This window comes from Bacillus sp. C-3-6 (assembly GCF_054509685.1).
In genome coordinates this window covers 2,295,631-2,320,589 of sequence record NZ_CM137247.1, presented here as the reverse complement: position 1 = coordinate 2,320,589, position 24,959 = coordinate 2,295,631, and the positions used below count along the sequence as shown (strand labels likewise).

The window sequence follows — 24,959 nt, the reverse complement described above, 5'->3', positions numbered from 1 at the left end:
TCTACCTAACCTTTGACAAGCCTCTATTTTCTTCATAAAAACATGCATACTTTTCTCTTTTAGAAGTTCATATAAAGGATTTGAAATCAAGAATCAACGAAATGTTATAAGAATATTTAAAAAATAAAACATTTAATTTATTTATGGTATCATACAAAAAACATTTGTTTTATCAATTAATCCCCCTAGTGGGATTCCTCTATATTGCACATATTTACAACATTACAGACACTTAGCAAAAAAGGATTTTGTTGAAGGGATGAAACATTACAAAACTCTTATTTAGAACCTTATGTCATCCTCTTTTCTAGCAATATCGAGTTATCCAAAAATATGATTTTGACAGCTCCACAAATAAAAAACTACTCATATTATTATTTTTTTGAAAACGTTATTAATATGATTCCATTTAAGTTTCAAATTTTAGAACAACCAATTGATAAGAAAAGCTATTAATTTTATTGCAATATAAGAGGATTTGTTGAATATCTATCATTAAATGTATATTTCCTTTGCTTTTCATTCTACTAACATAGATTACAGGTGGTGTATTGTGAAAGAAATAGTATTCGTTCAAAATAAAAAAAGACTCCTTATGAAATTCAAATTTTTAAAAAAGGATTTAATACTTACCATTTCACTGATACTAGCAATTGTAAGCTGCTTAATACATTCACCAAAGATCGAATATATTAACTTTGAAGTGTTAATTAGCTTATTTAATCTAATGGTGGCCATTAAGGCCTTTGAACAGCTAAAGATATTAGACAAACTTGCCGTTGTGATTTTAAATAAATGCAATAACAGCAGGTCAATATCTATTATTCTAATTTTGTTATGCTTTATTTGCTCCATGGTTGTAACAAATGATGTCGCCCTCCTCACTTTTGTACCAATAACACTTGTCATTAGTAAAAAAACAAAAATGAACATGATGGATACAATCATCCTGCAGACAATTGCGGCAAACATCGGCAGTAGCTTGATGCCTATGGGAAACCCACAAAATTTATATCTATATTCTTACTATGGAATTAAGCTCATCCCATTTTTAGGTTCAATCCTGCTTTTAGCTGTACTTGGAATCAGTTTGTTATTTATATTTACTCAAAAACTTCAAAAAACAGATTTGAAAATAGAACTACCTGTAATTACCGTGAAGAATCGAAAAAAAGCTACCGTCTGGATTTTGATACTTATCACTATCATTGCATCTATTTTTGGTGTCATTAATTATTACATTGCGCTAATAGTCACATTGATAGCTGCATTTACGTTAGATAGAAACTTACTTTTTAAGATCGATTACTTTCTTCTAATAACCTTTGTCGGTTTTTTTATTTTTATCGGAAACATTTCCCATTCGGATGCGCTGGAGACATTTGCTCGCGCTAATTTAAGAGGAGATACTTCAGTCTTCTTTAGTTCCATATTTTTGAGTCAATTGATTAGCAATTTTCCTACTTCAATTCTTCTATCAAACTTTACTTCTGATTGGAAAGCTTTATTACTAGGAGTAAATATTGGAGGGCTTGGAACAATTATCGCATCTTTAGCCAGTGTAATCTCCTATAAACTATTCATTCAGGCCAATGTTAAAGAGAGTAAGGCGTATTTAATTAAATTTAGCATTTACAACTTTTCATTTTTAATCATACTTACATGTATACAATACTTTATTTTTAAATTTCTATAACTTTAAAAAGTGATTACTACTAGAATAATAAAAACCAAAACTTTCTCAACATTAAATTGAGAAAGTTTTGGTTTTAAAGTACATAATACTTACAATTAGCATTATAAGCAAGATCCACAAATTGCATCAATTAACTCACCAGTTATCCAACGACTGTCTGATGATGAAAGAAAACCTCTAAAAACTAGTTGATAATCTTTTAGAATTTAACTTTCCTATAATACTCTTTGCTATTTCTTCAATATTTTCATTTAGAAAGAAATGACTACCTTCAAAAGAATGAAAAGTACACGTTTTACTTGTATATTTCTTCCATTTTATTACTTGATCATATGTAGTAAATTCATCATTTTTCCCATTAAATATAAGAAAATCAATATCACATGGTTGTATATTATTATCATGAATGTATGTCTCGACAATCTTAAAATCTGCTCTTAAAATAGGGAGAAAAATCTCCATTAATTCTTCTGATTGAAGTACCCCAGATGGTGTACCTCCCATTGCAATAACTTCTCTTTTAAATTGTTCATTAGGAAGATTATATCGAATATTTTTTATTTTACTATTTGGATGGTTTCTACCGGACAAAACAAGAAATTCAGGTAATTCGTTATTAGAATCCTGTATTTTCCTGGCTACTTCATAGGCAATCAAACTCCCCATGCTATGCCCGAATAGAATGTACGGCGAAGCATCTATTTGCTTAACTATACTAGTGTAGGCATCATTTACGGCCTCTTCCATACCTTGGTACAAGCTTTCTTCAATTCTATATCCTCTGCCAGCTAATTCTATCGGGACTACTTCAATATATGGATTAAAGTAATTTTTCCATTTTGCGTAGTTAAACGCAGATCCCCCAGCATGTGGAAAGCAAAAAAGTTTAGTCTTCTGCATTGATTTTCTCCTTACTTTCAAATTTGTATATAGTTTGGCAAATTGTATAAATGTCTTTAATTATTATCTCTTGCGGAAATTCATCTCTTGTTGCACAAGCAGATAACTTATAATTTGGATCAATGTTATATTGTTTAAAGTAAAAGTTTTTAGGTATATGCTTGTATGAAATTGAAGTTCGTGATTCTTTTTTTATAGAGAATGAATTTAATGGGGTATAAAGCCCTTTTCCAATCGTTTTTATATAGCTTTCTTTTAATGTCCATAAATCATAAAAATAATTAATTTGTTCATCAGAATTCATATTAGATATATCATAAAATTCTTCCGCTGAAAAAAATTCTTTTGCTAATTTAAAAGCCTCTATTTCTGAAACTTTTTCTATATCAATACCCACATTAAAATTAGCAGTAGTACAAACCACCCATTCTCCTGAATGAGACACATTAAAATGAAAGTCAGAAAAGTTTTCAACAAAAGGTTTTCCATACTCATTATATATAAATCTAATTTCTTCATTATTAATTTTATACTTTTGGCAGATTAGAGATCGGATTAGTAAATCCCCTATCAGGGTCCTATTAATGTCGCATGAATTTAATAATCGCTTCATTCGCTCTTTCTTCCCATTTGAAACCAAGTTACTAAGTTTCTTAAACAAATGACTTTCAATATTCTTTGGTATTTTCACAGCGTGAATTTGTATGATAAATCACGTCCTTTTTTAAAGAATGGCTTCATATATGAACGTTACAGAAACTCAAATTAACTTTATTAAATTGCATATACAATAGAAAAGGTGCATATTTACATATCAATGAAAATATGCACCTTCCCTCAGTAATATCATCAGGCATTCGCTTCTATTACAAAGATTTCTATGTCTCTACCAATTACTTTTTACATTATCCCCTTAAAAAGTAATGCTCTTAATATATTCATTATTCCCTACACTTGATATGCAGGTATTGGTCTCCCCTTTTCGTTCATTGCTTTGCATCTTTTATACTCTCTACTTTTCCGTTAATAAAATGGACTTCTCTTTTATTCCTTCAAATTCATTTAGTAGATACATAGCTATTTTTTCAACTGCAGGTGAATCTACTATTTCCTCATGTGATCCAGGGACTGAATACCTATTTACTCTACCTTTTAATAAAGGTCCCCAATCTGTAAACAACTCTTTTCCTTCCTCAGCACTAAAGTAGAGAACTTCTCCAGAGTATGGTATTAAATCATGCTCTGCCATTAAGTTCAGGCATTTCCTATGAGCATTGATAACTTGCTTCAAATTCATAAGATCTGCATCAGGCGGGAGTACTCCCTCCATAATTAATCGCTCCACAAGCATATCTTGTTTATGGATGAGGCCTTCTTCCTGCTCAGTAAAATCTCTAGGAATGAAATGCTCATATATATATGAGAGCATTTCTTCTCTTGTTTTATAGTCCTGCTCTGAAGGTACTTTAGTATCCATTAGTATCAACAACTCAACTTCCTCACCTTGATTCTTTAGTACAGTTGCGATTTTATAAGCAATTGCACCGCCTAAAGACCATCCTCCAAGACGATATGGACCTTCTGGCTGAACACGTTTTATTTCTTCGATGTAAAGTTGAATTACTTCCGGCAAAGTTAACTCGTCAATTTCTTTCTTTTCTATAAGAGGATTCTGTAAACCATAAAATGAACAATGGTTCTTAAGCAATCTTGCTAGTTGAATGTAACAGAATACATTCCCCATAAACGGATGAACGCAGAAGAAAGGTCTTTTCTCTGATTCTTGTAGTGGAACTAGCGCTACTACTGATTTCGTCATATCATGCTTATCACGAATAAGGCATGCGATTCCTTCCACTGTTGGATTCTTAATCAATGTAGACACCTTAATCTCTTTTCCAAACTTCTCCTTAATTTTTGAAACTAATTTAATTACAAGGAGAGAGTGTCCTCCTCTATTAAAGAAATCATCATTTACATAGACATCTTCTATCTGTAACACATCCTGCCAGATTTCAATCAACTGATATTCAATTTCATCCCTTGGAATGATTGGTGTAGAGAAGTTATTTTCTCTATGAATAGTTAAATTGTTCAATGCCTTTCGATCAACTTTGCCATTTGTTGTAAGAGGAATCTCGTCTACCTTAATAAAGTGAGCGGGAACCATATAATTTGGTACTTGTGTCTTGAGATATTCACGCCACTCATGCATACTACCATCTCCAACTACATAAGCAACCAATCTCTGCTCTCCTAATTTATCCTCTGTTACCAAAACTACTGCTTCTTTTACCAATGGATGCCTCTCTATACTCGCTTCAATCTCTTCAAGTTCAATACGAAAGCCCCTAATTTTCACTTGATTATCAATTCTTCTCAAGTAATCTAAATTACCATCAGGTAAATAACGAACCAAATCTCCCGTACGATATAAACGTTCTTCTTCATTAAATGGATGACGGATAAATCGCTCTGCTGTTAATTCTGGGCGATTCAAGTATCCTCTCGCTATACCTGCACCCCCAATATATAGCTCACCTGTTACACCAACTGGAACAGGTAACAAATTTTTATCCAATACATAAGTTTGAACGTTCGGCAACGGACGTCCAATTGTTACTCTCTTACTATCTTTTTTGATATGATAACACGTTGCATCAACCGTACATTCTGTAGGACCGTATACGTTATAAAAATCAATTTTTTCGGTCTCTACTAGCTGTTCCCATAATGACGGCATGATTGCTTCACCACCGACTAATATCTTACTTGGTACATGAACATCAGCACTTATTTCTAGCAATCCTCCATCTATAAGTAATTGAAGTAATGAAGGTGTCATATCAAACATTTCCAATTTATTCTCCCTAATATAGGACACAAATTGTTCCGGATTAGTGCGAACTTCACTTGGGATAATATATAAACTTGAACCATAAAGCAACATTTGTAATTGCTGAATAGATACATCAAAGGCAATTGACGCATTCAAACCGACGCGCATATTACTAGGTATGTCATGTGAGAAAACTTCTTTTTGTAAACCATAGGATAGGTTTATTACAGAATGGTGCTGTACTAAAGCCCCCTTTGGATTCCCTGTCGAACCAGAAGTATAGATAACATACGCTAAGTTTTCCCCTGTTACCTCACATATTGGTGAAAGTTTGCTTTCTTGAGAAAGCATTGCTTGGTCCCTATCTAGGCAAACTGTCTTGATGTCTTTAGGTATCCATCCTAGTAATACCTCATTTGTAACTAACACTTTAATTCCCGTGTCTTGTAAAATATATTGCAGGCGGCTTTCTGGATTCGATGGATCCAATGGAACATAGGCTGCTCCAGCCTTCCAAATTCCCATGAGACCAACAATCATCTCAACTGATCGATCAAAGCAGAGGCCAACTAATGACTCTGTCCCAATTCCACATTTCTGTAAATGATGGGCTAATTGATTAGCTCTTTCATTCAGCTCTCGATACGTTAGTTGCTGTTTTTCATCTACCACTGCCACCGCGTCAGGTGTACGATTTACTTGCTCTTCGAATAGTTGATGAATTACATTCTCACGTGAATAGGATATAGCATTATTATTCCATTCTTCCAATAGCTTTCTTTGTTCAGCCTCCGTAATATATACTAGCTCCGATAGATTTTGATCAATGTTTTTGAGCATTTGCATTAACACTTTGTGTAAATGACCCAGCATTCGTTCAATGGTTAATCTATTAAACTTACTACGGTCATACATTAACTTTAACGATAACTGGATTCCTGGAACTACAGCCAATCCTAATGGGTAGTGGGTTTGTTCTTCCCCTTTCAATTCACCAATTTCCAGATTTTCTGAAGATTCTTCTTTCACTGGATAATTTTCAAACACATATAAACAATTGAACAGCGGTGTACCTCTAGGAACCTCACTCCACCCCTGAATCTCTGTCAAAGAAGCATACTCATATTGTCTTCTTTCTATCTCTTCCTCTTGTATCTTCTGCAACCAATCTATTAATTTTATATCATCCATCAATTGAATTCGCGTCGGTGACGTTGTAATGAAAGGACCTACGATGTTTTCAACATCAATAATCTCCGTAGAACGCCCTGAGCTTGTTACACCAAAAACAATGTCATTTTCTCCACTATATCGGCTCATGAGATATGCCCATGCACCTTGAATTACTGTACTCAAAGTAAGTTTATTGCGTTTCGCCCATCCTTGTAACGCTTGAGTCTGCTCTTCTGATAAATACGTAACCTTCTCTGTGTAACCTTTTTCTTCCTCTTTACTTTCTAAGCCCAGCAAAGTTGGCGCAGTAAAACCTTTTAGCTTCTCTCTCCAGAATTGTTCCGCCTGCTCCTTATCTTGCTCTCTTAACCATTGGATATATTTCTTATATGGTGAGGACTTAGGTAACTTCACAGCTTCTCCATTCATTCTCTTCTGATAGACTGTAAGTAATTCATTAAATACCAATGGTAAACTCCATCCATCCAGTAAAATATGGTGATGGGTCCAAACAATCCGATATTCTTCCTCACCTTCTTGAATGACTGTTACCCGCATCAATGGTGCTTCATCAAATTGGAAGGCTTGTTTTCGATCTAATGCCAAAAAGACTTTTCTTTTTTCCTCTATCTCTTCACTTGTCATTGTACGCCAGTCTTCTTTATTCACTTTAAATGGGATATTTTCATACACCACTTGTACAGGTTCTTCAATTTCGTCCCATACAAATGCTGTACGAAAAATTTCATGCCGCTGAATTACAGATTTCCACGCCTGCTCAAATGTAGGAATATTCATTTTTCCTCGAATCATAAAACTCAATTGTACTATATACGGTGCAACATGTTCATCCCCTTGGTCATGCAATGTGTGGAAAATCATACCTTCTTGCAAAGGTGATAGTGGATATAAATCAGTAATCTGATTTTTCTTTCCACGATGCATTTTATTTAGTACATTTGTCAAACCTTCTTGGCTAAGATTAGCCATTGCAAAATCCGAAATGGTCAGTGCAGATTCTCTATCTGAAGATTGAATCAATCTACTCAGTTGATATAGCATATTCTGTGCAATACTTTGAATCGTTGATTTGGCAAATTGTCCAACATTGTATACCCAAGTGAACTGAAGTTTTCCATCCGTTACGACCCCAATTACATCAATTACATGCGATCGCTTGGAACCGGCAGCATGATCTAAACGCTTAAATTCGTTCTCCGGAATAAACATTGCATCGCTAGAAAACATTTGGTCAAATTGTCCAAGATAGTTAAAACTAATAGACGGTGTATATTGGGAGCTTAATTGCTCACACATTGTTGCGTTCATGTAACGCAACACCCCATAATCAACACCCTTATTAGGAATTTTGCGAACTTGTTCTTTAACTGCTTTTAATGCTTCAATTGGCGTATTAGCACTAGTAATATTTAAATGAACTGGGTAAATACTTGTAAACCATCCCACAGTTCTCGATAAATCAACATCTTCAATAATCTCTTCTCGACCATGTCCCTCTAAATCTACGCTTAATATCGGCTGCCCCGTACATGCTGCTGTAGCTTGTACCAATGCTGCTAATAATACTTCATTGATTTGGACACGGTGAGTGCTTAAAGTCTCTTGCAATAACATACGGGTCTCATTCTCATTTAACACCACAGTAATTTCCTCAGTTACTGCGCTTACTGGATTACTTATAGTACCATCTACTGGCAGTATAACTACGTCTTGTTCAACCTGCTGCTCCCAGTAATGTAGCACTTCTTTTGATATTCCAGTTTGAGCGTAATGTTGTAATTTCTCTGACCATTCTTTAAAAGATGTACTCTTCATAGGTAATTGAATTTTTTGCCCTTGGACCGCTTGCGTATATGCTGTTTGCAAATCTTCCAATAAAATTCGCCAAGAAACACCATCCACGGCTAAGTGATGAATTGTCCAAAATAATCGACCAGTCTCCTCACCTTCATCAAAATACACCATTCTCATTAAAGGACCATCATGTAAATTCAATCTTTCTTGTGCAACATTAATCTCTTTTTGAATAACTTCATGCCAATCCGCTTCCGGCACTTCGTCTAATGAAATGACAGTCAGCATCAATTGTTCTTCAATTCCTTCATTCCACTGTTCCCAAGTCCCATTAGGTAAACGTTCATATCTTAAACGCAGGGCATCATGATGAAGTAGAAGGTTACGCGCTGCCTTTTCCAGTGATCCTATGTCCAATTTTTCTTTCGTTCTAAAGAACATGGATTGATTCCAATGATGTGGATTAGGATGATTTTGTGCAAAAAACCTTTGCTGAATAGGTGTAAGTATCGTCTCTCCAGTTATAATTCCTTGTTCAGCTTGTACACCTTGTTCTTCTTTGACTACTTGCGCTAACTCAGCAATCGTTTGGTGTTCAAATAGTTGTTTTGGTGTCAACTGTAAACCAGCTTGCTTTGCGCGAGAGACAATCTGAATGCTAAGAATTGAATCTCCACCAATTTCAAAAAAGTTATCATAAATACCAATACGTTTTGAACCTAGCACACGTTCCCAAATGATAGAAAGCTTATGTTCACGTTCATTTCTTGGGGCCGCGTAGCCTTCTTGTATTCCTTGATAATCTGGTATAGGTAACGATTTCCGATCAACCTTTCCATTTATGGTTAGCGGTAATTCTTTCATTTCGACAAAGTAGGAAGGTATCATATGGATTGGCAGTTTTGTTTTAAGATACTCTCGCCATTCTTCTACACTACCTTCGCCCACTACATAAGCTACTAACCTCTTATCTCCCGACTGATTTTCCCTAACTATTACAACTACCTCTTTTACCAAGTCATGCTCTTGTAAAGTCGACTCAATCTCCCCAAGTTCGATTCGAAATCCTCTAATCTTCACTTGATTATCCATTCTTCCTAAGTAGTCTATATTACCATCAGGAAGATATCTCACAAGATCGCCTGTTCTATATAACCTCTCGCCTTCTTTGAATGGATGAGAAATAAATCGTTCGGATGTTAACTCTGGACGATTCAAGTACCCCTTTGCTAGACCTACTCCTCCGATATAAAGTTCCCCCATCACACCAACTGGAACTGGCAACCTATTACTATCTAATACATAAGTTTGGACGTTAGGCAATGGACGCCCAATTGTTACTCTCTTACTATCTTTTTTGATATGATAGCATGTTGCATCAACCGTACATTCTGTAGGACCATATACATTATAAAACTGTATTTTATCAGTCTCTACTAGCTGTTCCCATAATGACGGCATAATTGCTTCACCACCAACCAGTACCTTACTTGGAACATGAACGCCATCGCACGTTTCTAACAATCCGGCATCTATAAGTAATTGAAGCAATGAAGGTGTTACATCAAAGATTTCTAACTTGTTCTCCCTAATATAAGCTACAAACTGCTCCGGATCACTTCGTACTTCATTCGGAATAATATACAAACTTGAACCATAAAGCAGCATTTGTAATTGCTGGATAGATGCATCAAAGGCAATTGACGCATTTAAACCGACATGCATGTTAGATGGTATCTCATGTTCGAAAACCTCTTTTTGTAAACCATGCGACAAGTTTAGTACAGAATGATGCTGTATCAAGACACCCTTTGGATTCCCCGTTGATCCTGAAGTATAGATAACATACGCTAAGTTTTCTCCTGTTACTTCACATTTTGGTGAAAGAATGCTTTCTTGTGAAATCATTGCTTGATCCCTATCTAGACAAACTATCTTGATTTCTTTAGGTATCCAGTCTTCCAATGACTCATTCGTAACTAATACTTGAATTCCAGTGTCCTCCAAAATATATCGTAGGCGACTTTCTGGATATGATGGGTCTAATGGAACATAGGCTGCTCCAGCCTTCCAAATCCCCATAATACTAACAATCATCTCAACTGAACGCTCAAAGCAAAGTCCAACCATTGATTCATTCCCAATCCCGCATTGCTGAAGATAGTGGGCCAATTGATTAGCTTTTTCATTCAACTCTCGATACGTTAGCTTCTGTTTTTCATCTACCACTGCTACCGCATCAGGTGTACGATTTACTTGCTCTTTAAACAGCTGATGAATCGTACTTTCCTGTGGATATGCTACAGCATCATTATTCCACTCCTCCAACTGTTTTTGCTGTAATCCTGACAATATAGGCAACTTAGCTAATGATTTATCAGGATTCTCCACGATTACATTCAACCAGTTCCCAAAATGTTCAGCCATGGATTCAATAGTTAAGCTGTCAAATAAATCAGTTCTATAAACAAAAGTAAGTAATAAACCCTCTTCCACTTCTGCAGCAGTTAAACTTAAATCAAACTTAGCGATAGGAGCATTACTTTCTATTACTTCTATATTTCTTCCATGTAGTTCTGGTAGCTTCTGTCCCGTATTTTGCAAAGTAAACATGGTTTGGAAAATCGGAGAATGGCTTGTATTTCGTTCAGGTTGGATAACCTCTACAATTTTCTCAAACGGAACATCTTGATACTCATACGCCTTCAATGCTTTTATCCTCACTTGAGACAACAACTCTTGAAATGCCGGTGCATTACTTAAATCAGCTCGATAAACCAATGTATTGACAAAGAAACCAATCAGCCCTTCAATTTCTCGATAATTTCGATTTGCAATTGGGCTGCCAACAATAATATCCGTTTGTCCCGTATAACGAGCAAGGAAACTTTGATACGATGCCAATAAGGTCATGAAAAGTGTGGCCCCTTCTTGACGACTTAGTTCGTTTAATTTATCCAGTAATGAGCGCGATAACAAAACATTATGAGTTAATCCATGGTGGGTTTGCACTGGCGGACGCGGACGATCCATTGGCAACATTAAGACTGGTAACTCACCGGATAATTCTTCCTTCCAATACGCAAGTTGTTGATATAGTACTTCATCTTTCAACCATTCTCTTTGCCACTGAGCAAAATCGGCATATTGAACTGGTAGTGGTTCCAGCTCTGCTTGTTTTTCACCAATCGCATTCTCATAAAATGCCATCCATTCTTGAAGCAAGATTTCCATCGACCATCCATCTGAGATAATATGATGCATATTACATAGAAGAACCCATTCTTCTTCTGAAATTCTTATGAGTTTCCCACGGAACAATGGCCCTTTTTCTAAATCAAATGGAGATTCGACTTCAGTTTGAATCCATTGCTCCAACTTTCTTTCTCGCTCCTCTAATGAAAGCTTAGTTAAGTCCATTTGCAGAAGCGGACGGAAAACGTACGGTTGAATCCGCTGCATAGGATGGCCATCCTCTTCATAAAATACAGTCCGCAAAGATTCATGACGCTCTATCAACTGATTCCATCCCAACTCCAATGCCTCAGGTAACCAATTCCCTGTAAGACGGCATGCCATTGGCATATTATAAAGTGCACTATTAGGTGCAAATTGATCAATAAACCATAAGCGCTGTTGGGCATAAGACAGTGGAATATTTCCCCCTCGTTCCATCGGCATCAATGGTGGAATTTCTCGTTTTTCGCTCCCCTTACGTAACTGATCTATTCGTTTCGATAATGCCTCGACCGTTGAATATTCGAACAGTTCACGTACTGGCAATTTGATTTGAAAGACTTCCTGTAAGCGTGAGACCACTTGTGTAGCAAGTAGAGAGTGACCACCGAGCTCAAAGAAAGAATCCTGAACATCAATGTCTCTTATTCCTAGCACTTGACTCCACACTGAAGCAATAAGTTCTTCCAGCGGAGTTCTTGGGTATACAGTATTTTCAGCGGATTGTTCACTAAGTATAGGCAATGCCTTCAAATCAAGCTTTCCATTCGGTGTAAGTGGTAAAAATTCCATCTCAATAAAGTTTGTTGGAACCATGTAATTAGGTAAATGTGTTTGTAGATGTTCTCGCCATTCATGGACACTTCCTTCACCAACTACATAAGCTACTAATCTCTTATCACCTTGATTATCCTCTCGCGCCAATACAACAGCTTCTTTCACAGAAGAATGCGCCTGCAAAACAGCTTCTATTTCTCCCAATTCAATCCGGAAACCCCGAATTTTCACTTGGTCATCTATACGTCCATGGAACTGGAGATTACCATCAGAAAGATAACTTGCTTTGTCTCCTGTATAATAGAGACGTTCTCCTGACTTGAAAGGATGTGGAATAAATTTTTCCTTTGTAAGATCCGGACGATTAGCATATCCACGTGCAAGGCTCTTCCCTCCAATATAGAGATCTCCAATTACACCAATTGGTACTAGCTGAAGATGAGAATCTAACACATAAACTTCTGTATTCGCAATCGGTCGACCAATCGATGGCGTACCTGTTGTCACTCCTACGGGTACGTAACAATCTGTGGTAACAACGGTATTTTCCGATGGACCATACTGATTAATTACCGCAAAAGGAATATCGTTAGATGGATACTGCGTTAATTGATCCCCACCAGTAATGATAAAACGAAGCTCCGTTTTATCTGGCCAAGATAATTTCAATAGTCTTTCCAGAATAGGCGTAGGTGCAAAACTAACTGTTATTTGTGAATCGATGAGCCAGTCCCTTAGCGCTTCTGGATTAATTCTCAGTTCCTCTGTTGACAAGTAGAGTGCTGCGCCAGCAGTTAGATACGGCCAAATCTCCTGGACAGCCGAATCAAAAGCAACCCCTGCAATCTGAGTCGCACGATCCTCTGCTGAAATATGATAAACTTCTTGATGCCAAGAAACCATATTCATTAATGAGCGATTTTCAACCATGACCCCCTTCGGTTTTCCTGTAGAACCAGAGGTATAAACAATATAGGCTAAGTTCTCTGGATTTATTTGACGTGTAGGTGCGATTACGCTTTCCACTGTTAGTTCTTCTAACCTCACCATTTCGATGTGTGCGAAATGTCCTTCTTGTCCTTCCGCCGTCACTACAAATTGAATTCCTGCATCTTCAATCATGTATTCTAACCTTGATTTTGGATATAACGGATCTAAAACAACATAAGCTCCACCAGCTTTTAAAATGCCTAGTAAACTTGCCATTAGCTCAGCTGACCTCGGAAGATAAACTCCTACCACTGACTCTGGGGCTACTCCCTTTCGCCGTAAAACATTTGCCAACTGATTTGCTTGTGTATCCAGTTCACCATAAGTCCACTGTTTTGTTTGATCAACTACCGCAATCGCATCCGGACGCCTTGCTACTTGCTCCTCAAATCTGTCGCAAATAAGACCCTGATGAGACATTTCCATTACAGTGTCATTCCATGTTTCTAATAACAAAGTACGTTCGGGTTCTGATAGCATGCTCAGGTCATGCAACGGATTTTGTGGGCGATGAGAAACTTCATGTAGCCATTTCTCAAAGTGTCCTGCCATCCGTTCAATAGTAGTAGCATTGAATAAATCCTTATTGTACTCAAAAGTAAAAAGTAATCCCTCTTCCGTCTCAGTTGCCATTACACTTAAATCAAACTTTGCAATTGGACTATGGCTTTCTATCATTTCAATACTTCTACTAGATAACATCGGAAACTCTTGTTTCATATTTTGCAAGATGAACATAGTCTGGAAGATTGGCGAATGACTTGTACTTCGTTCCGGTTGCACAACTTCTACAATTTTTTCAAATGGTATATCTTGATATTCATACGCCTTCAATGCCTTTTGACGAACCTGATATAGTACATCTTGAAATGTCGGTCTACCACTTAAATTAGCTCGATAAACCAGCGTGTTAACGAAGAAACCAATTAGTCCTTCAATTTCTCTATAATTCCGATTCGCAATTGGGCTTCCGACCAGGATATCTTCTTGTCCCGTATAACGAGATAGAAAACTTTGATATGCAGCTAAAAGCGTCATGAAGAGTGTAGCCCCTTCTTTTCGACTAAGTTCATTCAATTTATCATGTAGCGTGCCTGGCAGAACCAGAGTGTATGTCGACCCGTGATGAGTTTGTATTGCGGGACGCGGGCGATCCATAGGAAGTTGGAGTACAGGAAGCTCCCCAGACAATTCTTCCCTCCAATATTGGAGTTGTTGATCAAGCACCTCCTCCTTTAGCCATCCTTTTTGCCACTGAGCAAAGTCAGCATATTGAACCGGTAATGGTTCAAGTTCCGCTACCTTTCCATCCATTGCTTTCTCATAAAATGCCATCCATTCTTCAAGTAGGATTCCCATTGACCATCCATCTGAAATGATATGATGTAGAGTACAAAGGAGTATCCATTCTTCCTCTCCCACATGCAAAACACTTGTCCTGATTAATGGACCTTCTGTTAAATCAAATGGCACTTCTGTTTCTTGTTGAATTAAACGTTTAACTTCTTCTTCTTGATCTTCAGAAGAAAGCATAGTTAAATCCGTTTTCGGAATTGATTGAAAAGCATACGGTTCAATTTGCTGTACGGGTTGACCGTTCACTTCGTGAAAGACCGTCCGCAGTGATTCATGACGTTCTATTAGTTGATTCCATCCCGTTTCCAATGCTTCAAGTAGCCAATTCCCTGTAAGGCGGCATACCATTGGCATATTGTAAAGGGCACTATTAGGTGTAAATTGATCAATGAACCATAAGCGTTGTTGGGCATAAGATAGTGGGATAGCTTCTCCTCGTTTCATTGGTATTAGCGGCGGAATCTCTCGTTTTTTATCTCCTTTACGTAACTGATCTAGTCGCTTTGCCAGTGACTCCACCGTTGTATATTCAAATAGTTCACGTACTGGTAATTCGATTTGAAAAATTCCCTGTAAACGTGAAACTACTTGAGTAGCTAGTAGTGAATGACCACCGATTTCAAAAAAGGAATCCTGAACATTAATATTTTTTATTCCTAACACTTGGCTCCAAACGGAAACGATAAGCTCCTCCACTGGTGTTCGTGATGAAGTAATATCTTCACTTATGAACTGTTCTTCTAATTCCAGTAAGGCTTTCCGATTCACCTTACCATTTGGAGTGAGTGGCATACCTTCAATTTTGAAAAAGTATGCCGGAACCATATAATGTGGCAGTTGCTTCTTGAGATATTCACGCCACTCCCCAGTATCGCCTTCACCCACTACATAAGCTATTAACTGCTTATCTCCTGGTCGATCTTCCTTCACCAACACGACTGCCTCTTTTACAGATGAGTGATCATGTAAAGCTGCTTCAATTTCTCCCAATTCAATTCGGAATCCTCTAATTTTAACTTGGTTATCTATTCTTCCAATATATTCTAAGTTACGATCATTCATATATCTCACCAAGTCACCCGTTCGATATAATCGTTCCCCGTCCTTAAAGGGATGCGGAATAAAACGTTCAGTAGTTAAATCCGGTCGATTGAAGTAGCCACGTGCTAATCCTACTCCTCCAAGGTAAAGTTCCCCTGCCACACCAATCGGGACCACTTGTTGATATTGATCTAACACATACAACTCTGTATTATTAATCGGACGACCAATCGGAATAAGCATTGGTTCTTTTTCTAAATCACAATCGTAATAAGTCACATCCACAGTTGCTTCAGTAGGACCATACAAGTTAATTAACTTTGTTTGCTGAGCATTGTAAAAGATCCCCTTAAACCGGCGAACCTGCTCAGTGTTTAACGCTTCTCCACTAGTAAAAACTTGAATTAAAGACGAGACATCCCTTTTCGAATTATATAGTTCCATATAATCTAAGAAAGTAGTTAACATCGACGGAACAAAGTGCATGGTGGATACACGGTATCGTTCAATATACTCCTCAATCACCGCAGGATCTTTCTCTCCTCCTGGTGGAAGTAAACAAACACGTGCTCCTACAAATGACCACCAAAATAATTCCCAGACAGAAACATCGAACGAAAACGGTGTCTTTTGTAGGATTGTATCCTCCTCCGACAATGGATATTTTTTCTGCATCCACTGTAGGCGATTGATAACGGAATGATGTTCAATCATTACCCCCTTTGGATTTCCTGTCGAACCCGAAGTGTATATGATATAGGCTAAGTTATTTGCTGTTACTCCACTTACCGGAGCTAAATTACTCTCTTTAGAAATCATCACTTGATCCCGGTCTAAACAAATTGCTTGAATATCTTTAGGTAACCAGTCCTGTAGTGTTTCTTTTGTTAACAGCACTTGAATTTGTGAATTCTCCAAAATATATCTTAGGCGGTTTTCGGGATAACTTGGGTCCAGTGGGACATAAGCCCCACCTGCCTTCAAAATCCCAAAGAGACCAATAATCATATCAGGAGAACGTTCAATACATATACCAACCAATGATTCAGGTCCGATACCTCGTTTTTGTAGAAAATGTGCCAATTGATTCGATTTTTCATTCAGTTCTTGATACGTTAGCTTTCCACCCTCATAAACTACCGCCACTGCATCAGGTGTCCGTGCAACTTGTTGCTCAAATAGCTCATGAATCATACGATCATGACCATAAACTACGTCGGTATCATTCCATTCTTCTAGGAGTTGTTTTTGCTCAGTATCCGATAACATTGACAGCTTTGTATATGATTCATCTGGATGATACGTGATTTCATTTAGCCAGTTCTCAAAATGTACTGCCATACGCGCAATGGTTCTACTATCAAATAAATCCGTGTTGTATTCAAATGAGACGAATAGACCTTCTTCCACTTCATAGGCAGTTAAGCTCAAATCAAATTTAGCAATAGACATATTACTTTCTACCATTTCAATACTTCTATCAGGAAAATCTAGTCGTTCTTGTTTTATATTCTGTAGCGTAAACATGGTCTGAAATATAGGGGAATGACTCATGCTTCGTTCAGGTTGCACAGCTTCTACCACTTTTTCAAATGGGATATCTTGATATTCGTATGCTTTTAACGCCTTTTTCTTTGTTTGGTTCAAAATCTCCCGAAAAGTAGGGGTGCCACTCAAATCTGATCGATAAACCAACGTATTAACAAAGAAACCAATTAATCCTTCTACTCCCTTATGGTTCCGATTTGCAATCGGGCTACCAACTAGAATATCTTTTTGTCCCGTATAACGAGCAAGAAAGCTCTGGTATGCGGCCATTAAAGTCATAAATAAAGTAGATCCTTCTTGTCGACTTATATCCTTCAATTGACTGAGCAATTTATAAGGAAAAATCACATGATGCGTAGCCCCAGAGTAGGTCTGCTTAACCGGCCGAGGTCGATCCACTGGCAGTTCTAAGATAGGAAGCTCACCAGACAATTCTTCCTGCCAATACGTAAGCTGACGATTTAGCACATCACCTTGCAACCACTCCTTTTGCCACTTCGCAAAGTCTGCATATTGAATGGATAATGAACTTAATTTAGCAGGATTTCCACCCATTTCTTCTTCATAGAAAGCAAGTAATTCATTCATGAATATACCAATGGACCAAGCATCAGAAATAATATGATGCATCGTACACAGTAATAACCATTCCTCCTTCTCTAATTGAACAAGCTGATTACGAATTAAAGGACCATTCATTAAATCAAATGGTTCTTGCGCTTCTCTCGCAATTAAACTATCTACCTCTTTTTCTTTTACTTTTAGAGGAAGTTGAGAGTAATCCCTTACAGGTAATGCTCTAGGAAGAAATTCGAGAATTTGTTGCACAGGCTCTTCTCCTACTTCTTTAAAAACAGTTCGTAATGATTCATGACGTTCAATGAGTCGATTGAATCCCTTCTCTAATGCTTCAGGTATCCAATTTCCTTTTAGATGCCATACTGTTGGAATATTATATAAAGAACTGTTTGGGTTAAATCTGTCCATAAACCACAAACGTTGTTGCGCATAAGACAACGGGAGTGCTTCTTTATTCTCCTTTTTTTGCATTTGCTTCTGAAGCCATGCTCTCTTCTCAGGAGAAAGTGAACTCAGCTTTGCAAGTAAATCACTTCTCATTTTTTTACCCCTTCCTCAATCAAACTACTCTCGAATATCCCATGTGCTTCTTCCTCTGATAGCTCTTCTAATTGCTTAAGCAGTTCTAGTAATTCTTCATCATTACTGACTGCTGCTTCTTTTTGAATATAGTCTTGAAGACTTACATTCTCCTTAATATCATTCTGCATTTCTTGATTTTTGTTATAGAGCAATTGATCAATCTGTTCTGCCAATTGCTGCACCGTATGAAACATAAATAAATCATGCAATGGTATCTCGATTTCAAAAGCCTCTTTAAGATTGGAAACAGCTTGCGTAGCGAGTAGTGAATGGCCACCAATTTCAAAAAACGAATCTTGAATTCCGATGTTTTCCATACCTAAAACTTCATGCCATATCGAAACGATTGTTTTTTCCGTAGACGTACGAGGAGCAATATAACCACTTGCTATCTCCTGTCTCTCTGGCGCTGGTAAGGCCTTCCTATCAATTTTCCCATTAGGAGTGAGTGGAAATGCATTTAATCCAACAAAATAGGCTGGAATCATATAATTTGGTAGTTGATCCTTGAGATAATCACGCCACTTTTGAGCATCCCCGTCTCCTACAACATAGGCGATCAAACGCGGATCGCCAGGATAATCTTCCCGCACCATCACAATAACTTCGCTAACTAGTGTATGCCTTTGTAATGTCGCTTCAATTTCTCCTAGTTCAATCCGGAACCCACGAATTTTCACTTGTTGATCGATTCGTCCAACATACTCCAAATTTCCATCTGGTAAATACCTTACTAGATCTCCAGTCCGGTATACTCGCTCTCCTTCTTTAAACGGATGCGGTATAAAACGATCTTGCGTTAAGTCAGGGCGGTTTAAATATCCACGCGCTAACCCTGATCCACCAATGTATAGCTCACCAACTACACCAATTGGAACCATTTTTTGTTCGGCACTCAGTACATATACTTCTGTATTGAATATTGGTTTACCAATTTGTGGTACCCTATGCATGTCACACTTTTCTAATTCCATATACGTGGAATACGTAGTATCTTCGGACGGTCCATATAGGTTGTACACCTTTTCGATCGTACTTCTCTCGTATAAATCTTGAACAAGCGAATATGGCAATGGTTCTCCAGCCAAATTCATCACCTTTACCGAAGAAGGGATTGTTTTTGCTCGAACCAGTTCCTTCGCTGCCGATGGCACAGTATTAACCAAAGTCACACCTTTGGTAGACAACTTCTCTAGATGTAGAGCATTTTCAGTGACAATCACCTTACCACCCATCGTTAAGGGAACAAACACTTCAAAAACAGATAAATCAAAAGATAGCGAAGTTGAAGCTAACACTCCCGCTAATTCCTTTCGAGAATACGTGTGATGCGCCCAATGAATCATTGTTACTGTATTCCTGTGCTCAATCATTACTCCCTTTGGATTTCCAGTGGAACCTGAAGTATAGATAATATAGGCTAAGTTATCGCCCGTCACTTCACTCGTACATACTGTAGTTACTTCTTGTTCTATTTCTGCTCGATTACGATCAATACAAATCACGTTGACGAATTTAGGTATAACCATTTTTTGTTGTAACTTTTCCTGTGTCACCAGTACCTTTATTTGAGCATCTTCTAAAATGTACTGCAGTCGACTTTCCGGATACGCTGGATCAATTGGGACATATGCTCCTCCCGCCTTCATAATTCCTAAGAGACCGACAATCATCTCAGATGAACGTGTAACGCAAATCCCAACTAATGATTCGCATGTTACACCATTTTTTTGTAAATAATGTGCCAACTGATTCGAGCGTTCGTCCAACTCTCGATATGTTAGTTCTTCATCTTCGCACACTACTGCAATTGCTTCTGGTGTTTTTTTCACCTGTTCTTCAAACATTGTATGAATCGTACTTTCTTCCATATCTATAAAACGCGATTTATTCCATCCCTCTAGTAGTTGCTTATATTCTACTTTCGATAACATATTCAGTTCTGATAATACACATTTTGGATGAGAGACAATTTGATTTAACCAATGTTTAAAATGACTTGCCATACGTTCAATGGTTGTATCATTAAACAAATCAGTATTATATTCAAAGGTTAGTGATAATCCTTCTTCCGTCTCAGAAGCAAATAAACTCAAATCAAATTTGGCAACAGAAGCATGGCTTTCCATGAGTTCCATTTGTCTTTCAGATAGCTGAAGAAATTCTTGTTTCGTATTCTGTAAAGTAAACATAGTTTGGAATATTGGTGAATGACTTGTATTCCGTTCAGGTTTTACGAATTCTACCACTTTCTCAAATGGGATGTCCTGATACTCGTATGCTTTTAGCGCTTTTTTTCTTACCTGCGACAATAATTCTTGGAACGTCGGATTTCCACTGAAATCAGCTCGATAAACCAACGTGTTTGCAAAGAATCCTATTAATCCCTCAATCTCTTTCACATTTCGATTAGCGATTGGGCTTCCAACTATAATGTCGTCCTGTCCTGTATAACGAGAAAGGAAGCTTTGATACGCTGCCATCAATGTCATAAATAAAGTGCATCCTTCTTGCAAACTTAAATCTTTGAGCTTTTCCTGTAGGGAATTCGCCACTATTAAGGACTGACTTGCACCACGATGGGTTTGAACTGCAGGTCGAGGACGATCCATCGGTAATTGTAAAACCGGTAGTTCCCCAGATAATTCTTCCTTCCAATATTGAAGGTGCTGATTCAAATTCTCCTCTTTTTGCCATTCCTTCTGCCACATGACAAAATCTGCATATTGGATAGATAACTCCTTCAATTCCACTGGTTTTCCGGTTAGTGCTCCTTCATAAAAAGCCATCCATTCTTCAAGTAAGATTCCCATTGACCATCCATCTGAAATAATATGATGCATCGTACAAATGAGAACCCATTCTTCCCTGTCCACTTTCAATATTCGTGTTCGAATAAGAGGACCTTGTCCAAAATGAAATGGTTCCTCCGCCTCGTTTTGAATAAGGCGTTTCATTTCTCTTTCCCTATCTTCCAAAGAAAGATCTGTTAGATTCGTTTGAGGAATATGTCTGAACACATGAGATTGAACCTGTTGAAAAGGTTCACCCTCTTGTTCTAGAATTGTCGTCCTTAGTGATTCATGACGCTCCAACAATTGATTCCATCCGACCTCCAATGCTTCAATTGACCATTTACCTGTTAAGCGACACGCTGCATGAATATTGTACATAGCACTATTTGGCATTAATTGATCAATAAACCATAGACGTTTCTGCGCATAGGAAAGTGGGATAACTCCTTCTCGTTTCATAGGTACAAGAGGAGCAACCTCTCGTTTTTTATCTTCTTTTCGTAACTGATTCACTCGTTTCGCCAATGCTTCCACTGTATCGTGCTTGAAAAGTTCACGTAATGGAATTTTAATTTGGAACAGTTCTTGCAATCTAGAGACGATTTGAGTAGCAAGTAGTGAGTGCCCACCACGTTCAAAGAAGGAATCCTGAATACCAATATTTTCTGTTCCTAACACTTGACTCCAAACCGAGGCAATAAGCTCTTCCGATGGCGTCCGGGGTAGCACATTTAAATCTTCAATAGCTTGCTCATCAGGTGCTGGCAAGGCCTTTCGGTCAATTTTCCCATTTGGAGTAAGCGGGAAATGTTCTAACTCTATAAAGTGCGCTGGAATCATATGATTCGGTAATTGGTTTTGTAAATACTCTCTCCACTCTTGGGTATTTCCATCGCTTATTACATATGCAACCAATCGTTGATCATCTGGACGATCTTCTCTAACTAATACGACAGCCTCTTTAATAAACGAACATTTTTCTAAAGTGGCTTCAATTTCACCTAATTCAATCCTAAAACCACGCATTTTGACTTGATGATCCATTCTACCTATAAATTCTATATTTCCATCAGTTAGATATCTTACTGAATCTCCTGTTCGATATAGTCGTTCCCCCAATCGAAATGGGTGCGAAACGAATTTTTCAGCAGTAAGATTCGGACGATTTAAGTATCCACGTGCTAAACCAGCACCACCAATATATAACTCACCCTCAATTCCTATTGATTGCAAGCGTTGATTTTGGTCTAATACATATAATTGCGTGTTCTGTATTGGCCGCCCAATAGAAACAAATTCTTGATTAGGCTGAATATCAAATGCATTGACATAAATAGTGGCTTCAGTTGGCCCATAAAAGTTGGTTAATTTCACTTGTCCACTATAATCCCATTTCTGTTGAAAACGTCTAACTAACCCTGAACTTAGTTCTTCTCCACCAGAAAATACATGGCGTACGGACGAACAATTCATGTTCAATTCAATATGATTGAAGTAATCTAAGAAAACAGATAACATCGAAGGTACAAATTGAACTATAGTAACCTGATGTTGTTTAATCACTTCAGCTATAATAGAAGGATCTTTTTCTCCACCTGGAGGTAGGAAAGATACACTTGCACCAACATGAATGCCCCAAAACAATTCCCAAACAGAGACATCAAATGAGAATGGCGTTTTCTGCAAGACCACATCTTTTTCAGAAAGCGGATATTTATGTTGCATCCATTCTAGATAATTAATTACTGAATGATGCTCAATCATTACTCCCTTTGGATTCCCTGTAGATCCTGAAGTATACATAACATACGCTAAATTTTCTCCTGTTACACCACTTATACATGGGGTTGTTTCTTCTTTTTCAATTGCAGTGTAATCTTTATTCATACAAATCGTTTCTATATTTTCAGATACAAACAAATTTTTAGAATTTTCTTCCGTCACTAGTACTTCGATTCCAGCATCCTCTAATATATATCGAAGTCGACTCTCTGGATAAGTAGGGTCAAGTGGAACATACGCTGCTCCTGATTTTAAAATACCTAATAACGCTATCATCATTTGTAATGAACGTTCCATATATACCCCAACTAGAGACTCTGGGCCTACACCATGCTTTTGTAAATAATGAGCTAACTGATTTGCACGCTTCTCCAACTCTTTATAGGTAATTTGTTCATTTTCGTAACTAGCCGCGATTGCTTCCGGTGTTTTTTTTACTTGCTCCTCAAACATCGTATGAATCATGCCTTCAGCCGAATAATTAACTTGAGTATGATTCCATTCCTCTAGTAACTGTATTTGTTCTTCTTCTGTTAAATGAGTAATTTCAAATAGTTTTGAATCTAGGCTCTTCGTCATCTGAATTAATATTTGCAATAAGTGATTCTGAATCAGATTTATTGTTTCTTCATTAAAATAGCTTCGATCATACATCAACTTTAAAGTAATTTTCTTACCGGGCATTACAATGAGTGTTAAAGGATAATTTGTTTGTTCCGTGCTTTTAACATCTAGTAATCTTAAATCATCATTTCTCTCACCTTGAATTGGATAATTTTCAAATACATACAAGGTATGAAATAAGGAGCAATTTCGCGGAACCTCACTCCAGCCTTGAATATCTATCAACGAATTATACTCATACTGTCTTCGTTCCATTTCTTTCATTTGTATTTTACGAAGCCAATCTACTACTGATGCATTATCCGTTAATCGAATTCTGGTAGGTAATGTGTTAATAAATAGCCCCACCATATTCTCTGCTCCTATTAAATCAGTAGGACGTCCAGCGCTAGTTACGCCAAATACGACGTCACTGTCACCGCTATACCTACTCAGCAAATAAGCCCATGCACCTTGTACTAACGTATTCAACGTTAATCGACTATTTCGTACCCACTTTTGTAAACTCTCAGTAAGTTCCTCAGATACTTGATAAGCAAACTCTCCATAACCCTTCTCTTGTCCTTGATCCTTTCTTTCCATTGCTAATGGAGTAGGTGCATAGAACCCTTTTAATTCTTCTTTCCAAAATTCCTCTGCTTGACTTTGATCTTGTTTATTTATCCATTGAATATATTTTTTATAAGGAAGAGATTTAGGAAGATTCAACAATTCTCCCTTTATCATCTTGAGATAAACTTCCATCACTTCACTAAAGACCAATGACACACTCCATCCATCTAGCAAAATATGATGATGTGTCCAGATAATTCTCGTTTCCTCTTTTGCTTCTTTAATCGCAGTGACTCTCATCAATGGTGCTTCATCCAATAAAAATCCTTTCCTACGATCTGCAGTCAAAAACTGTTGTAATTTCTTCTCCTTCTCCTCATGCGAATAGGTACTCCAATCCTCTTGATGAATAGTAAAAGGAAGACGTTCGTAAACTGCTTGTAGAGGTTTTTCTACTTCTTCCCAAACAAATACTGAGCGCAGAACCTCATGTCGTTGAATAACATATTCCCAAGCTTTTTCAAAAGTAGCAACATCCAATTGCCCCCCGAGCAAGAAACCTACTTGTACAATATAGGAAAAAGAATGTTCATCATCTTGATCGTATAAAGTATGAAACAGTATTCCTTTTTGCAAAGGTGATAAACCATATATATCAATAACGTCTCCCATT

General features: G+C 37.4%; 5 protein-coding genes and 1 pseudogene. 1 reads left to right on the top strand and 5 read right to left on the bottom strand.

Annotation, left to right across the window (positions count from 1 at the left end; genetic code table 11):
* The first annotated feature begins 553 nt into the window (after positions 1 to 553).
* Positions 554 to 1,696 (top strand): anion transporter, encoded by a 1,143-nt coding sequence (locus ACW0JX_RS11850; RefSeq protein WP_063547301.1) that lies wholly within the window; start codon positions 554 to 556, stop codon positions 1,694 to 1,696.
* A 101-nt stretch (positions 1,697 to 1,797) separates the two neighbouring features.
* Here the strand turns inward: ACW0JX_RS11850 and ACW0JX_RS11845 are convergent.
* The 5 genes and pseudogenes from ACW0JX_RS11845 to ACW0JX_RS11825 all read right to left on the bottom strand — a co-directional run.
* Positions 1,798 to 1,872: pseudogene (locus ACW0JX_RS11845) on the bottom strand (short-chain dehydrogenase); the annotation flags it as partial.
* A gap of 1 nt (position 1,873) precedes the next feature.
* Positions 1,874 to 2,596: a thioesterase II family protein gene (locus ACW0JX_RS11840; protein WP_197235228.1), complete on the bottom strand. Its 723-nt coding sequence runs from the start codon at positions 2,594 to 2,596 to the stop codon at positions 1,874 to 1,876.
* Positions 2,583 to 3,287, bottom strand: coding sequence for a 4'-phosphopantetheinyl transferase family protein (locus tag ACW0JX_RS11835; RefSeq protein ID WP_002042141.1), 705 nt, complete (start codon positions 3,285 to 3,287; stop codon positions 2,583 to 2,585). The genes ACW0JX_RS11840 and ACW0JX_RS11835 overlap by 14 nt, the downstream gene beginning before the upstream one ends.
* Positions 3,288 to 3,608: 321 nt before the next feature.
* Entirely contained in the window at positions 3,609 to 18,491 is a 14,883-nt protein-coding gene (locus ACW0JX_RS11830; protein WP_459245699.1) for a non-ribosomal peptide synthetase, read from the bottom strand.
* Positions 18,488 to 24,958: an amino acid adenylation domain-containing protein gene (locus ACW0JX_RS11825; protein ID WP_459245698.1), complete on the bottom strand. Its 6,471-nt coding sequence runs from the start codon at positions 24,956 to 24,958 to the stop codon at positions 18,488 to 18,490. The genes ACW0JX_RS11830 and ACW0JX_RS11825 overlap by 4 nt, the downstream gene beginning before the upstream one ends.
* Between the last annotated feature and the right edge of the window lies 1 nt (position 24,959).